The 13,867-nt window shown below is 71.5% G+C and carries 9 protein-coding genes and 2 pseudogenes; 4 read left to right on the top strand and 7 right to left on the bottom strand.

Annotated features, from left to right (window positions below; all coding sequences use genetic code 11):
• A pseudogene (locus AB0917_RS01520) lies at nt 1–231 on the top strand (ATP-binding protein); the annotation flags it as partial.
• Between the two features lie 86 nt (nt 232–317).
• On the opposite strand, the gene AB0917_RS01515 reads toward AB0917_RS01520, so the two are convergent.
• The 3 genes from AB0917_RS01515 to AB0917_RS01505 form a co-directional block, all read right to left on the bottom strand.
• Nucleotides 318–521, bottom strand: a complete 204-nt coding sequence (locus AB0917_RS01515; protein ID WP_366817398.1) for an acyl-CoA carboxylase subunit epsilon — start codon at nt 519–521, stop codon at nt 318–320.
• A 72-nt stretch (nt 522–593) separates the two neighbouring features.
• On the bottom strand, nt 594–2,177 hold the full coding sequence (locus AB0917_RS01510; RefSeq protein ID WP_366817397.1) for an acyl-CoA carboxylase subunit beta: 1,584 nt from the start codon (nt 2,175–2,177) through the stop codon (nt 594–596).
• 264 nt (nt 2,178–2,441) lie between these two features.
• Nucleotides 2,442–6,314, bottom strand: a complete 3,873-nt coding sequence (locus AB0917_RS01505) for an endo-alpha-N-acetylgalactosaminidase family protein (RefSeq protein ID WP_366817396.1) — start codon at nt 6,312–6,314, stop codon at nt 2,442–2,444.
• A gap of 386 nt (nt 6,315–6,700) precedes the next feature.
• Here AB0917_RS01505 and AB0917_RS01500 point away from each other — a divergent pair, with 386 nt between their 5' ends.
• The 3 genes and pseudogenes from AB0917_RS01500 to AB0917_RS01490 all read left to right on the top strand — a co-directional run bounded on the left by AB0917_RS01500 (nt 6,701) and on the right by AB0917_RS01490 (nt 9,291).
• The gene (locus AB0917_RS01500) at nt 6,701–7,912 is read left to right on the top strand and encodes a glycoside hydrolase family 64 protein (RefSeq protein ID WP_366817407.1); all 1,212 of its coding nucleotides are present in this window, start codon (nt 6,701–6,703) and stop codon (nt 7,910–7,912) included.
• 214 nt (nt 7,913–8,126) lie between these two features.
• Nucleotides 8,127–8,444: pseudogene (locus tag AB0917_RS01495) on the top strand (peptidoglycan-binding protein); the annotation flags it as partial.
• Between the two features lie 223 nt (nt 8,445–8,667).
• Nucleotides 8,668–9,291 carry a YceI family protein gene (locus tag AB0917_RS01490; protein WP_366817395.1) on the top strand — a complete coding sequence of 208 codons (624 nt, stop codon included), beginning with the start codon at nt 8,668–8,670 and terminating at the stop codon, nt 9,289–9,291.
• 182 nt (nt 9,292–9,473) lie between these two features.
• On the opposite strand, the gene AB0917_RS01485 is transcribed toward AB0917_RS01490, so the two are convergent.
• The 4 genes from AB0917_RS01485 to AB0917_RS01470 form a co-directional block, all read right to left on the bottom strand.
• Nucleotides 9,474–10,496, bottom strand: a complete 1,023-nt coding sequence (locus tag AB0917_RS01485) for an iron-siderophore ABC transporter substrate-binding protein (protein ID WP_366817394.1) — start codon at nt 10,494–10,496, stop codon at nt 9,474–9,476.
• A 125-nt stretch (nt 10,497–10,621) separates the two neighbouring features.
• Entirely contained in the window at nt 10,622–11,431 is an 810-nt protein-coding gene (locus AB0917_RS01480) for an ABC transporter ATP-binding protein (RefSeq protein WP_366817393.1), read from the bottom strand.
• 100 nt (nt 11,432–11,531) lie between these two features.
• Nucleotides 11,532–12,620 (bottom strand): iron chelate uptake ABC transporter family permease subunit, encoded by a 1,089-nt coding sequence (locus AB0917_RS01475; protein ID WP_366817392.1) that lies wholly within the window; start codon nt 12,618–12,620, stop codon nt 11,532–11,534.
• The gene (locus tag AB0917_RS01470; RefSeq protein WP_366817391.1) at nt 12,617–13,684 is read right to left on the bottom strand and encodes an iron chelate uptake ABC transporter family permease subunit; all 1,068 of its coding nucleotides are present in this window, start codon (nt 13,682–13,684) and stop codon (nt 12,617–12,619) included. The genes AB0917_RS01475 and AB0917_RS01470 overlap by 4 nt, the downstream gene beginning before the upstream one ends.
• Between the last annotated feature and the right edge of the window lie 183 nt (nt 13,685–13,867).

Below are 13,867 nucleotides of genomic sequence, written 5' to 3'. Positions count from 1 at the left end.
CTCGCCGACTGCTTCCCCGCGGTCGACTACTTCGAGAACAGCGGCCTCCCCTTCGTCATCGCCCTCAACGGCTTCGACGGACACCAGCCCTACACTCCCGACGAGGTACGCGAAGCGCTCCAGATCGGGCCGGACACCCCGATCCTGACGACGGACGCCCGGCACCGCGCCGACGCCAAGAGCGCGCTCATCACGCTGGTCGAGCACGCCCTGATGGCCCGCCTGCGCTAGGACGTACCGCCTGTATCGCCCGTACGGGAAGGGCCCCGCACTCCTCACGGAGTGCGGGGCCCTTCCCGTCATGCCCGGCGGGCGGGTCAGCCCTGCCAGCTGTGCGGTGCGCGGAAGCCCGGCGTGCGCTCCAGGCGGCGCCAGCCGGCCGTGTCGCGGCCGCGGTGGGCGGGGGCGGCCGGCTGGGCGGCGGCGCGGGCCATCAGGACGGCGGTGATGGCCGCCAGCTCCTCGGGGTCGGCGTGACCCTTCTCGACGCGCAGGACGGACTCGGCGGTGGTCAGGCTCATGGTGGGGTGTCTCCGTCTTCTGGGCAGGGTGTCGTGGACCGTGCGGCGGATCGCGCCGCTGCGGAGGGGCGACTACTGCGGGGGGTTGCCGTGCTTGCGGGAGGGCAGGTCGGCGTGCTTGTTGCGGAGCATGGCGAGCGAGGCGATGAGCACCTCACGGGTCTCGGCGGGGTCGATGACGTCGTCGACGAGGCCGCGCTCGGCCGCGTAGTAGGGGTGCATCAGCTCGGCCTTGTACTCCTTGACCATGCGGGTGCGCATGGCCTCGGGGTCCTCGGCGTCCGCGATCTGGCGGCGGAAGATGACGTTGGCGGCGCCTTCGGCGCCCATCACCGCGATCTCGTTGGTGGGCCAGGCGTAGGTGAGGTCGGCTCCGATGGACTGGCTGTCCATGACGATGTACGCGCCTCCGTAGGCCTTCCGCAGGATCAGCGAGATCCGGGGCACGGTGGCGTTGCAGTAGGCGTACAGCAGCTTGGCGCCGTGCCGGATGATCCCACCGTGCTCCTGGTCGACCCCGGGGAGGAAGCCGGGGACGTCCAGAAGGGTGATGATGGGGATGTTGAAGGCGTCACACATCTGGACGAACCTGGCGGCCTTCTCGGACGCCTCGATGTCCAGCACCCCGGCCAGCGCCTGCGGCTGGTTGGCGACGATGCCGACGACCTGGCCGTCCAGGCGGGCCATCGCGCAGATGATGTTGCGGGCCCAGCGCTCGTGGATCTCCAGGTAGTCGCCGTCGTCGACGAGCTCCTCGATGACCTGGTGCATGTCGTAGGGGCGGTTGCCGTCGGCCGGGACCAGGTCCAGCAGGACGTCGCCGCGCCGGTCGGCCGGGTCGTCGCTCTCGGCGACCGGCGGGTTCTCCCGGTTGTTGGAGGGCAGCATCCCCAGCAGGTAGCGGACCTCGGCGATGCAGGTCTCCTCGTCGTCGTACGCGAAGTGCGCGACGCCGGAGGTCTCGGCGTGGACGTCGGCGCCGCCCAGGCCGTTCTGGGTGATCTCCTCGCCGGTGACCGCCTTGACGACGTCGGGTCCGGTGATGAACATCTGCGAGGTCTCGCGGACCATGAAGACGAAGTCGGTGAGCGCCGGGCTGTAGGCCGCGCCGCCCGCGCACGGGCCGAGCATCACGCTGATCTGCGGGATGACGCCCGAGGCGCGCGTGTTGCGCTGGAAGATGCCGCCGTAGCCGGCGAGCGCGGAGACGCCCTCCTGGATACGGGCGCCGGCGCCGTCGTTCAGCGAGACCAGCGGGGCACCGGCCGAGATGGCCATGTCCATGATCTTGTGGATCTTCGTGGCGTGCGCCTCACCGAGCGCCCCGCCGAAGATCCGGAAGTCGTGCGCGTAGACGAAGACCGTACGGCCCTCGACCGTGCCCCAGCCGGTGATGACACCGTCGGTGTACGGCTTCTTGGCCTCCAGGCCGAACCCGGTCGCCCGGTGCCGGCGCAACTGCTCGACCTCCTTGAACGAGCCCGGATCCAGCAGCAGCTCGATGCGCTCACGCGCGGTCAGCTTGCCCTTGGCGTGCTGCGCCTGGGTCGCGCGCTCGCTGGGGCCGCGCCGGGCCTGCTCGCGCAGGGCCAGCAGTTCGGCCACCCGGCCACGCGTGTCGCTCGGCTCACCCTGGGTTTCGTCCACAACGGTCATGCATCGACCCTACGAACCCCGACCCAGAAATCGTGCCGTCGACTCCGTACAGTCTCCTGCCCCGTTTCGTGGTGGGTGTCAACAGAACCAGCCCTCCGGGCACACGATCCACCAGCGAAACGCCGCCCCGCACTGTGGGAAGCCCACAAAGGGGCCGGTGTGCCGTGGGCCACACGCCCCTGAGGGGGCCCGCAGGCCCCCTCAGTATGGCCGAGCACTGTTCAGCTCGGCTCCATCACGCCTCCGCCACTGTTCGACGAAGGTTCAACCTCCGCAGTGGAAACGGGCGTTGCCCCAGTCGGCGTGGTCGTTCCCGTTGCCGTCACCGCCGTCGTCGACGACGAGCTCGACGTAGGCGGCGCCCGTGACGTCGGCGGTGAGCTTCCAGGCCGGGTCGGCGGCCCCCAGCACCGGTGAGACCACCTTCCCGGTGCCGTCGGCGGTGACGGAGAACCGCACGCTGCCGCGGGTGGCCTGGGCGTCGTCGACGCCGACCTCGGCGGTGAAGGAGGTGCACTTCCCACCCAGGTAGTAGCGGATCTTCGCGGGGGCGTGGGTGCCCAGGCCCTTGGTGTAGGTGACGCCGCCGATCGTCAGCGGGCCGCCGTCGCCCGTCCCGGCCTCCCCGTTGGACCGGTCGCGCTCGACGGGTCCCCAGCCGTTCTCGGCGGCCGTCCAGTCGAGGTCACTGGCCCAGCTGTCCTCGGTGGGCGGGGGCGGCAGGGTCCGTACGGAGGTCTGCGCGTCGAGCGTGCGCGGGGCGCCTTCCACGGCGTACGTGGCCTGGGCGGCCAGCTGGTACGTCTCGTACGGGGCGTCCACCGGCGGGGTGACCCGCCAGCTGCCGGTGACCTTCGCGCCCGGGGCCACGGAGTCGAAGGCGACCGCGCCCGCCGGCTCGGCCCGCCATCCCTCGGGGACCGTCAGCGCCAGCTCCACCCCGGTGGCGGCGCTCGCCTCGTCGTTGCCGAAGGTGGCCTTGACGGTGTTGGGGGCGCCCGGCTCCAGGGTCTGCGCGTCGGCGGCCACGTCGAGCGTGCCGCAGACGGCCTCCTGCCCGGCGGGGGCGGGGCCGAGGTCGGTCACGGTGAAGGCGTCGAGCACGAAGTCGGCGCCCTGGGGTGCTCCGGCCCGCTTGCGCAGCCCGGTCCAGGTGTCGCCGCAGCCCGCGGTGAGGGTCTGGCTGAAGCGGCCGGTGGTGCGCTGCTGCCCGATGGGGGTGGACCGCACCTCGGTGGAGGCGGGGGTTCCGTCGGCGGTGATCCGGTCGTGGCCGTCGACCCAGGTGTAGGCGCCGGCGTGGCTGGACTGGTAGTCGAAGGCGACCTCGTAGCGGTGGCCGTCCCGCATCGGGACGGTCCAGGGAGCGGTGCGGTAGACGAGCCCGGTGTTCTCCTCGTGGGACTTCAGGGACTCCTTCCCGCCGAGCACGTCGTCGATCAGCTTCCCGTTCCAGCCTGCCTGGGTGTACGGGGCGTGGAGCTGGGAGATGCTGGTGCGGGGGTCGGTGGAGCCGCCCGCGTCGCCCTTGAGGAAGGGGCCCCAGCCCTGGTCGACCGCCTCGAAGTCCTCGTGCACGAGGGTGCCGGGCCGGGTGGCGGGGGCGTTCTCGACGATCCGTACGTCATCGGCGCGGACCGTGGCCGAGGAGCCCGCCGCCGCCTCGACGCGCAGGGTGGTGCGGCCGTCGGCGGGGGCGGTGAAGTTCACCTTGGCGCGCTGGAAGTAGGTGCCGTGCCAGTCGGAGGCGGCGACGAAGTCCTTGGCCGTGGACCGGTCGACGGCCACCGACTTCCCGCCCGCGCTCAGCACCGTACGGCGCGTCTGGCCGGGCTCGACCTCGATGAGGGCGGAGGCGGTGTAGCGCCTGCCGGGCTCGAGGCCGGTGACGGGCTGGGAGAGGGCGGCCGTGGCGGTGCCGGAGAGGGCGGCGCTGTTGCGGCCCTGCTCGTCGGTGGAGCGGGCGACGGTGCCGGTCTTCGTCCAGCCGCTGAGGTCACGGTCGTTGAAGCCGGGGTCCTTGAGGGGGGTGCCCTGGCCCCATGCCGGGTCGGCTGCCCTCGGCGCCTGGTCCGGGTGGAGGACGTAGGCCTGTCCGGCGGTGGCGGTGAGCGTGATCCTCCCGTTGGCCGGGCGTACGGTGGTGACCTTCTCCCGCCCGTTGTCGCTCAGCGCGTAGACCGTGTACGGGCCCTTCCCGGGCACCTCCCAGGTGCTGGTGCCCCCGGTCCCGCTGTAGTGGTAGAGCTTCTTCCCGCCGTCCCAGGGCAGCAGGTAGTCGGTGCCGCTGAGCACCTTGCGGCCCTGGTGGTAGAAGGTCCGCTTCCCGTCCTCGACCGTGCCGCGCACACCGCCGGTGAAGGTGATGTCGTTGCCGTCCCAGCGGGTGATCCTCTGCTGCTGGAGGTACTTGGCGGGGAGGTTCTTCTGCCAGATGTTGGCGGTGAAGGCGTTCCAGTCATTCTCTCCGGTCCAGCCCTGGAAGTCCTCCAGGACGCTCTGGCCGAGGACCGGGTGGTCGTTCCAGATGTCCTTCTCGCCGTTGCGGATGAACCGGATGATCTGCGAGTTGAGGCCCTTGTTGGTGGCTCCGCCGTAGTTCAGGTCGTTGGCCCAGTGCGACCAGAGCGAGGCGCGCTCGAACTTGTCGGCCCACTCGGTGCCGACGGTCCAGCCCTGCTTCTGGACGGCCCGCATGGTCTTGTCGGCGATCCAGCCGTGCGAGTAGTAGACGTCGATGTAGAGGAAGCCGAGGTTCTTGTCGGTCTCGTCGCGCAGCTGCTGGAAGCGCTCGGCCAGGTCGCCGCTGTTGATGTCGCGGCGCTGGTCGATGTAGTAGCTCTGGTTGAGCCAGTTCCAGCCGGGCTTGGTCTTGTCGACGAGCTGCTCGCTGAAGGCGTTGGCCTCCGGGTAGGACTCGGTGGCGTTGACGTGGACGCCGAAGGTGGCGCCCCACTTCTTGCCGTTCTTCAGCAGGGTGTTGAGGTCCTTGAGCCCGCCGGCCCGCTTGTTGTAGTTGCCGCCGTAGTCCGGGTGGGCTGAGTCGTGGCCCTCGGAGCCGTACCCCTTGAGGACGGCGAGCTGGCCGAGGCCGTCGGTGGCCTGCGAGATCCGCTTGACGTCGTCGAGGGTGCGCAGGAAGGGGTGGGTGGCCTGGCTGGCGAAGTTGAACGGGATGTGGGTGACGACCCGGTCGGCCGTCTCCTCGCTGCCCGGGGCGGTGATGCCGATGGAGCGGAAGGCGATGGCCCCGTCCTGCCAGTCGACGGACCTGTCGCCGTTGGCGTCGGGGGTGACGACGACCTTGGCCCAGGGCAGGTTCTCGCCGCTCTCCGGCTTCGGGGCGCCCTCGCCCCGGTAGGTCCACTGGCCGGAGCTGACGCCGACCCGGACGCTGCCGTCCGCCTCGGCGCGCGCCTGGCGCCAGAGGCGGGCGTCGTCGCCGTCGGTGGGGCCGGAGGGCTTGTCGTAGGAGGAGTTGGACTCGACGGCGGCGGCGAGGGAGGCGGTGTTGAGGATCGCGTAGGTGGCGCCGACGGGTGCGGGATCCGGCTCGGTGTCCCCGGTGACCTCGCCGAAGACGTCGGCGGTACGGGTGGAGTCCGGGTCCAGCATCGTGAAGGCGGTGGCGGCGCCGGGCTCGGTGGAGCCGACGGAGATCAGGTCGTGGCCGGGGATGTCGATCGTGGACACCCGGAACGCGGCGGTGTCGCGGACGGCGGTCACCTTGAAGGTGGTGGTCCGGCCGGAGACGGTGAGCGAGGCGTCGATCTCGACGCCGGGGAGGCCGGTGAAGGCGAGGGTGTAGCGGGCGGAGGCGGCGTTCACCTTCGGCGCGGCCTTGAGCTTCACCGGGTGGGCGGTGCCGTTGAGGGTGACGGCGGTGACCGGCCGCGTACTGCCGAGGAGGTGCTCGCCGCTCGCCCGGTCGGTGTACGACAGGACGCGCGGGAAGTCGTCGGCCACGGCGACGGTGAGCTGGCGGGACCCGATGGTGGCGGTCGCGCCGGGCTTCGCCGCCCCGGCCGGTGCGGGGGACGGATCGGCGGCTGCGGCGGGGAGGGCTGCCCCCACGAGCGCCAGGACGGCGGCTGAGGCGACGGCGACCAGGCCGACGGAGGGGAATCTTGGCGACATGGCCCCTGAGTAGTCGCCGTGTCGGGACACCGTCAACGCATGTCGGTCCCGGGGGCCGTCTCCGTCCAACAACCGCGGTCCGTTAGTCCAAGTGGCCTCGGCGCCGGCCACGGCCGGCCTCTCGTTCACCTCTTGGCCGCGGCCACCTCCGTACGGTCACGGTTCGCACCCACCCGGCTCCGGCAAGTACCGCTTCCGGGCGTCGAGTTGTGAAGACCCGGAGTTTTTGAGAGCGCTCTCAGCGATAAGTATTGACGGCCGCTCCACCCCTCGCGAGAGTGGTGCGCACCCGCAGACACCCCCACTGTCCGGCCTCTCCCCACGCACCCCCACGACCCGTCTGCGGCCCCCACACAATCGGGAGTTCCCTCGTGATTTCGCGCAGAATGTTCCTGACCGGCGTCGCCGCTTCGGCCGCGGCGCTGACGTACCCCGCCTGGGGCACCGCCCTCAGCCCGCGCGCCTCAGCGGCTCCGGCCACCTGCGAACTGGCGCTGGAGAACAAGTCGTTGCCGGGCACGGTGCACGCCTACGTCACCGGCCACGAGCTGGGCACCGACCGCTGGGTGCTGCTCCGGCCCAACGGCGAGGTCTACCACCCCGACTCCCCCGGCGCCCCGCAGACCCCGCTCCCGGTGGACTGCGCGATCCCGCTCAACGGCGCGGGCGCGGCCCCGGTGGTGCTGACCCTGCCGCAGATGTACGGGGCGCGGGTCTACTTCGTCCGCGACGACAAGCTGGACTTCTTCCTCAACCCGGGCCCCTCGCTGGTGGAGCCCGCCTTCGCGACGCCGACGGATCCGAACTACGGGCGGACCTGGGCGTTCGCCGAGTTCACCTTCAACACCGAGCAGCTGTACTCCAACATCAGCTACGTCGACCTGATCACCGCCCTCCCGATCGGCATCACGCTGGAGGGCGACGGCACCCACGTGGTGGCCCCCCACCCCGAGGGCGCGGCGGAGCGGATCGCGGCGGACCTGACCGCCCAGGCCGCCGCCGACGGGCAGCCCTGGGACCAGCTGGTCACCCGGGGCGACGACGGCAACGTGCTGCGGGTCGTCTCGCCGCAGAACATCATGGCGCCGTACTTCGACCGGCCCGACGAGATGCCGTTCCGGGGCCTGTTCGAGGCCCAGATCGACGAGGTCTGGGAGAAGTACCGCTCCGAGGACCTGCGCATCGACCTCCAGGGCGGCCGGGGCACGCTGGCGGGCCGGGTCAGCGGTGACGTCCTCACCTTCGAGGGCGGCCACACGTTCACCAAGCCGGAGACGAAGGACATCTTCACCTGCAACCACGGGCCGTTCACCAACAACCCGGGCGACTCCGACGACAAGAAGGCGATCCTGGCCCGGCTGGCGGCCGGCTTCAACCGTTCGATCATGCTGAGCCACCCGAGCCAGCCGAACGGCACGTCGGTGTCGGACTACTACAGGACCCCGGTGACCAACCACTGGTCCCGCGTGGTCCACGCCAACAGCCCGATCGGCTACGCGTTCCCGTACGACGACGTCCGCCCGGACGGCGAGCCCGACGTCTCGGGCGCCGCGCACGACGGGAACCCGCGCCGCTTCACGGTGAGCGTGGGGTCCTGACGACCCTCGCGGCCGACCGATGAGCGCCCTCCGCCGGACCCGGCCGGCGGAGGGCGCTCATCTGTCCTCACCTGTCCGGGCGCGCACCGCCCCCTGAGGCACGACACGCCGTCAATTCATACCGTTCGCGGCGTTCTTGTCTTTCGTTCCGGCTTCCCGGAACCGTTCCGCATGCGAAAGAACAGGCTCCCCCTCCGCACACTCGCGGCGCTCGCAGGAGTCGACGTTCGTCAACCACACGACCCCGGTGGACCAGGACTCGCTCGGCGTCTTCCAGCAGCGCCCGAGCATGGGCTGGGGCACCCCGCGGCAGATCACCCACGTCCCGACCGCGTCGAAGTCCTTCTACGGACTGCCTTCGCTGACGAGCAACCCGGGGCTGCTCCAGGTCAAGGGCTGGGAGTCGATGGAGCCGAGCAGGGCGTGCCAGGCGGTACAGCGCTCCTAGCACCCCGACCGGTACGCGCGGTGGGAGCGGTTCGCCCTGGAGCTGCTGGAGCGGGAGGGGCCGACGGTCGACCCGATCGCCTGATCGCCGGGGGCGACCCGGGTGTGGGCCTGGGTGTGACCCGGGTGCCAGCCCAGGTGTGGCCCGGGTCGGCACCCCCGGCACAGCAAAAAGTTGAAACTTGAACAAGATAGGGCTACTGTCGTTCTCGTTGAAGGTTAAACAACACCGCCCGGCGACACATTCGCCGGTGCACCTGTGCCACCCCCGCACAGCACCGCTCGCACACGTCCCCCGAGGAGGAGCCATGGCTCTGTTCACCCGCAAGTCGACCGCCGCCCCGACCGCCGTCACCGAGGCCCCCGCGGTGGACCCCGCGCTGGCCGCCCTGACCGGCACGTACACCATCGACCCGGCCCACAGCAGCATCGGCTTCACGGTGCGGCACGCGATGGTCACCAACGTGCGCGGCTCCTTCGGGGAGCACGAGGGCACCCTGACCCTGGACGGCACCGACCCGGCGAACTCCTCCGCCGCCATCGACGTGAAGATCGCGAGCATCGACACCGGCATCGCCGACCGCGACGGCCACCTGGTCAGCGGCGACTTCTTCGACGCCGAGAAGTTCCCCCTGATGACGTTCCGCTCGACGCGCGCCGAGCAGCTGGGCGGCGAGGCGTACCGGATCACCGGCGACCTGACCATCAAGGACGTCACGCGCCCGCTCTCCATCGACCTGGAGTTCAACGGCTCCGCCACCGACGTCTACGGCAACGAGCGCGTCGGCTTCGAGGGCGGCACCGAGATCCTGCGCTCCGACTGGGGCCTGACCTGGAACGCGGCGCTGGAGACCGGCGGGGTCATGGTCAGCGACAAGGTCAAGCTGAGCTTCGACATCTCCGCGATCAAGGCCGCCGCCCCGCAGGGCTGATCCAGGGCCGTACGTACGGCAGCGCGCCCCGCACCCGTGACATCCGGGTGGGGGGCGCGCTGTCGTAGGTACGGGGTCACTTCCCGCGCGCGTCGGTAGGCCGATACGCCTCGCGTAGTACGTCGATACGTCTCGCGTACGAGGCTACGTCTCGCGTACGGGGTTACGTCTCGCGTACGGGGTTACTTCTTGACCTTCTCCGCGAAGAGCGGGACGACCTTCTCCAGGGCGTACGAGACGGAGAGCACCGAGTCCGTGGCGAACGCCTGGGCGATGTCCTTGTCGTCGAAGATCAGGGCGTTGCCGGCCTTCACCGACGGGACCGCCTTGTACAGCGGGTCGTTGCCGATGTCCGTGGCGGGGATGCCGATCGGGGTCATCACCGTGAGGTCGGCGTCCAGGAGTTCGAGGTTCTCCTTGGAGACGGAGACGGAGAAGCTCCCACCGGCCTTGGCCTCGACGGCCGGGCTGTTCCGGAAGCCGAGGCGCTCGACGAAGTCGACCCGGCCGGTGCCGCCGACGTACGCGCCGTAGCCCTCGGAGGTGCGCGAGCCGAGCACGATCGTGGCGTCCTTGAACTCGGGGTGCGCCTGCGCGGCGGCCTCGAACTTCTTCCCGGTCTCCGCGATCAGCTCCTTGCCCTTCTCGGGCACGCCCATGGCGGCGGCGATCATCGTGGTCTGCTGCTCCCACGAGATCATGTACTGGTCGCCGTCCTTGGGCACGCCCACGGTCGGGGCGATCTTCTTCAGGGTGTCGTACCGGGTCCGGTCGCCGCTGGACTTGGTGTCCAGGATGAGGTCCGGCTGGAGGGAGGCGATCTTCTCGAACTCCGGCTCCATCGTGCCGATGAGCTCCGGGGCCTTGTCGTACATGCCCTTGGCCCAGGGGCCGACGCCCTCGCCGCCGAACGGCAGCCAGTCGCTCGCGCCGACCGGCTGGCCGCCGAGCGCCAGGACCGTCTCGGCGTCGCCCCAGCCGAGGGCGACGATCCGCTTGGGCTGCTTGTCGACGGTGACCTCGCCGAACTTCGTCGCGACCTTGGCCGGGAAGGCACCCTCGGAGGCGGCGGAGGAGGCGGGGGCGGACGTGTCGGAGGAGTCGTCCGACGAGCCGCAGGCGGAGACGCCGACGAGCAGCGCGGCAACGGCACCGGCCATCAGGACGGGGGTGCGGCGCGGGCGCCGGGGAGCGGAAGCGTTCATGTCTTTAGGTTAGCCTCACCTAATGACAACGGTGCTATCGGGGTCGGCCGGTGGGGTCCCGTAACGCCGGTTTCGGCCCATGGGGTCCCGTACGTGGTCCTGCCCCGACTGGTTCCGTACGTGGTTCAGGCCGCCGGGTGCTTCACATGGTGGCGGCCCAGCGGCACCACCATCGGAGTGGCCGACGCCGGGTCCTCGATCACCGAGCAGCGCATCCCGAAGACCTCGCCCACCAGCGCCTCCGTCACGATGTCGACCGGCCGCCCCTCCGCGAGGATCCGCCCGCCCTTCATGGCGATCATGTGGTCCGCGTACCGGCAGGCCAGGTTCAGGTCGTGCAGGACGGCCACCATCGTGACCCCGCGCTCCCGGTTGAGGTCGGTGAGCAGGTCCAGGACGTCGAGCTGGTGACTGGCGTCCAAAAACGTCGTCGGCTCGTCGAGCAGCAGGATGTCCGTACGCTGCGCCAACGCCATCGCGATCCACACCCGCTGGCGCTGACCGCCCGAGAGCTCGTCCACCGGCCGGTCGGCCAGCTCCAGGACGTCGGTGGAGAGCAGCGCCCGCGCGACGGCCTCGTCGTCCTCGGGGCCCCAGCGGCGGAACCAGCCCTGGTGCGGGTAGCGGCCACGGCCGACCAGGTCGGAGACGGTGATGCCCTCCGGGGCGGTGGGGCTCTGCGGCAGGATGCCGAGCACGGAGGCGACCTCCTTGGTCGGCATCTCCTGGATGGACCGGCCGTCCAGGAGCACCGCCCCGGCGGAGGGGGCCAGCAGCCGGGCCATCGCCCGCAACAGGGTCGATTTCCCGCAGGCGTTGGGGCCGACGATGACGGTGATCCGTCCGGGCGGGACCTTCACGCTCAGGCCGGGGACGATCTCCCGGTCGCCGTAGCCGAGCTTGACGTCCCGGGCTTCAAGTGTGTGCTCAGCCACGACCGGGCCACGCCTTTCGTTGTCGTCGTCCCGATGAACCAGACCGTCCCGATGGGCCGAACCATCCCGATGGACCGGGCCGTCCCGATGAACCGGCATGTCAGCCCCCGCTGCCCACGCGGTTGGCGCGGGCCAAAAGAAGGAGCAGGTACGGGGCGCCGATGATGCTGGTGACCACGCCCACCGGCAGCTGGACCGAGGGCAGCATGTGCTGGGCCGCGAAGTCGGCGACGAGGACCAGCAGGGCTCCGGTCAGGGCCGCGTGCGGGAGGGCCGCGCCCCGGCCCGGGACCAGGCGGCGGGCGATCGGCGCGGCGACGAAGGCCACGAACCCCACGGGTCCGGCCGCCGCCGTGGCGACCCCGGCCAGGGCCGTGGCGCAGCCGAGCAGGGCGAGCCGGCTGGGCTCCACCTTCGTACCGAGTCCGGCGGCGGCGTCGTCCCCGAGCTGGAGGGGGCGCAGGGCGTGCGCGGCGAGGGCGGTGAGGGGGACGAGCAGGGCGAGGGCGCCGGCGAGGGGCCAGGCCTGGTTCCAGGAGCGGCCGTTGAGGCTGCCGGCCAGCCAGCGGAAGGCCTCCTGCGCGTCGGTCACGTCGGAGCGGGCCATCACGTACCAGACCACGCTGGAGAGCCCCATGCCGACGCCGATCCCGACGAGGACCAGGCGCTGTCCGGCGACCCCCTGGCGCCAGGCGAGGAGGTAGATGGCGACCCCGGCGGCCAGCGAACCGGCCAGAGCGCTGGCGGAGAGGGCGACTCCGCTGACCTGGAAGAGGAGGGCGGCGGTGACGGCGACGGCACTGGCCCCGGCGCTGATGCCGATGAGGTCCGGGCTGGCGAGGGGGTTGCGCAGCACGGTCTGGAAGACGCCTCCGGAGAGGCCGAAGGCCGCGCCGACGAGGACCGCGATGAGGGCGCGGGGCAGTCGCAGCTCCAGCACGACGAACCGGGAGCCGCCGTCGCCGCCTCCGAGGAGGGTCTCGACGACCTTCCCGATCGGCATGACCATGTCGCCGACGCTGAGCGAGAGGCAGAACATGGCGGCCACGGCGACGAGCAGGGCCGCCCCCACGGTCACGGAGCGCCGGCGCCCCCGTCCGCGTACGGCGCAGACCTGGCGTACGGCGTCGGCGAGCCGCTCCTTGTCCGTAGGCGCGGCGTCCTTGGTGATGGCGGGCCCCGGGCTCACAGTTCCACCAGCTTCCTGCGCCGGACCAGCCAGATGAAGGGGACGCAGCCGATCGCGGCGGTGATCACGCCGACCTGCACCTCGCCGGGAGGGGCGATCACGCGTCCGACGATGTCGGCGACGAGCAGCATGACCGGGGCGAGCACCATGCTGTAGGGCAGCACCCAGCGGTAGTCGGGCCCGGTGATGAGGCGGGCGGCGTGCGGTACGGCGAGGCCGACGAAGCCGATCGGTCCGGCGACGACGGTGGCGGCGCCGCAGAGCACCACCACGGCGAGGGCGGAGACGATCCGGGCCGTCCCGACCCGCTGGCCGAGGCCGCGCGCGAGGTCGTCGCCGAGGGCGAGGGCGTTGAGCTGCGGCCCGAGGGCGAGGGCGAGGACGGTCCCGACGAGGATGAACGGGGAGACCTGCCAGAGCACCTCGGAGGAGCGGGCGGTCAGCGCCCCGAGCTGCCAGAACCGGAACTGGTCGTAGCTCCCCCGGTCCTGGAGCAGGATCGCGCTGGTCACGGAGGTGAGTACGGCGCTGGTGGCGGCTCCCGCGAGCGCCAGCTTGACCGGGGTGGCGCCCTCGCGGCCGAGCGAGCCGATCCCGTACACGAGGAGGGCGGCGAGCAGCGCGCCGAGGAAGCCGAACCAGATGAACTGGGTGGCGACGGTGAAGCCGAGCAGCGTGATCGAGCAGACGACGGCGACCGAGGCGCCCGCGTTGATGCCGAGGAGCTGGGGGTCGGCGAGGGGGTTACGGGCGACGCCCTGCATGACGGTCCCCGCGAGCCCGAGCGCCGCCCCGGCGAGCAGCCCGGCGACGGTGCGCGGGATGCGGACCTCCTGGATGACGAGCTGGCCCTTGACGGTGAGGTCGGGGTCGAGGACGCCGGGCAGCACATCGCGCAGCGGCACGTCCCCGGAGCCGATGGCGAGGCTCGCCACGACGGTGAGGACCAGCACGCCGAGGGCGGCCAGGAGCCCGAGGGCGAGGACGGGCCGGCTGCGCCGAGGCGCTGCCGCTCTCCGCTCGCGCGTCCGTCCCCGCGCGTCCAGGACGGCGGAGCCGCTCACGGCCCTGCCACCGGGGCGGCGGCCGGAATGCGGTGGTGCACGGTTCGGTTCCTCACCCTTGCTCGTCGGCGCCTGCACGCCTGGGCGTCGTTGACTGCGCGGGCCCCCTCACAACGGGGGCGCCCGCACACACGGGCCCCGCACACGTGAAGACCCTCACCCAGCGGCCCGGGGCACGGCGAT

It is taken from the genome of Streptomyces sp. NPDC007346, from assembly GCF_040703535.1.
Lineage (GTDB): Bacteria > Actinomycetota > Actinomycetes > Streptomycetales > Streptomycetaceae > Streptomyces.
The sequence above is the reverse complement of the archived record's forward strand: the minus strand, read 5'-3'. Positions and strand labels throughout refer to the sequence as shown.

What these genes read in the sequence shown, in the direction of transcription:
- AB0917_RS01515 (WP_366817398.1), bottom strand. Translation starts at nt 521, where the DNA reads ATGAGCCTGACCACCGCCGAGTCCGTCCTGCGCGTCGAGAAGGGTCAC.
- AB0917_RS01510 (WP_366817397.1), bottom strand. Translation starts at nt 2,177, where the DNA reads ATGACCGTTGTGGACGAAACCCAGGGTGAGCCGAGCGACACGCGTGGC.
- AB0917_RS01505 (WP_366817396.1), bottom strand. Translation starts at nt 6,314, where the DNA reads ATGTCGCCAAGATTCCCCTCCGTCGGCCTGGTCGCCGTCGCCTCAGCC.
- AB0917_RS01500 (WP_366817407.1), top strand. Translation starts at nt 6,701, where the DNA reads ATGTTCCTGACCGGCGTCGCCGCTTCGGCCGCGGCGCTGACGTACCCC.
- AB0917_RS01490 (WP_366817395.1), top strand. Translation starts at nt 8,668, where the DNA reads ATGGCTCTGTTCACCCGCAAGTCGACCGCCGCCCCGACCGCCGTCACC.
- AB0917_RS01485 (WP_366817394.1), bottom strand. Translation starts at nt 10,496, where the DNA reads ATGAACGCTTCCGCTCCCCGGCGCCCGCGCCGCACCCCCGTCCTGATG.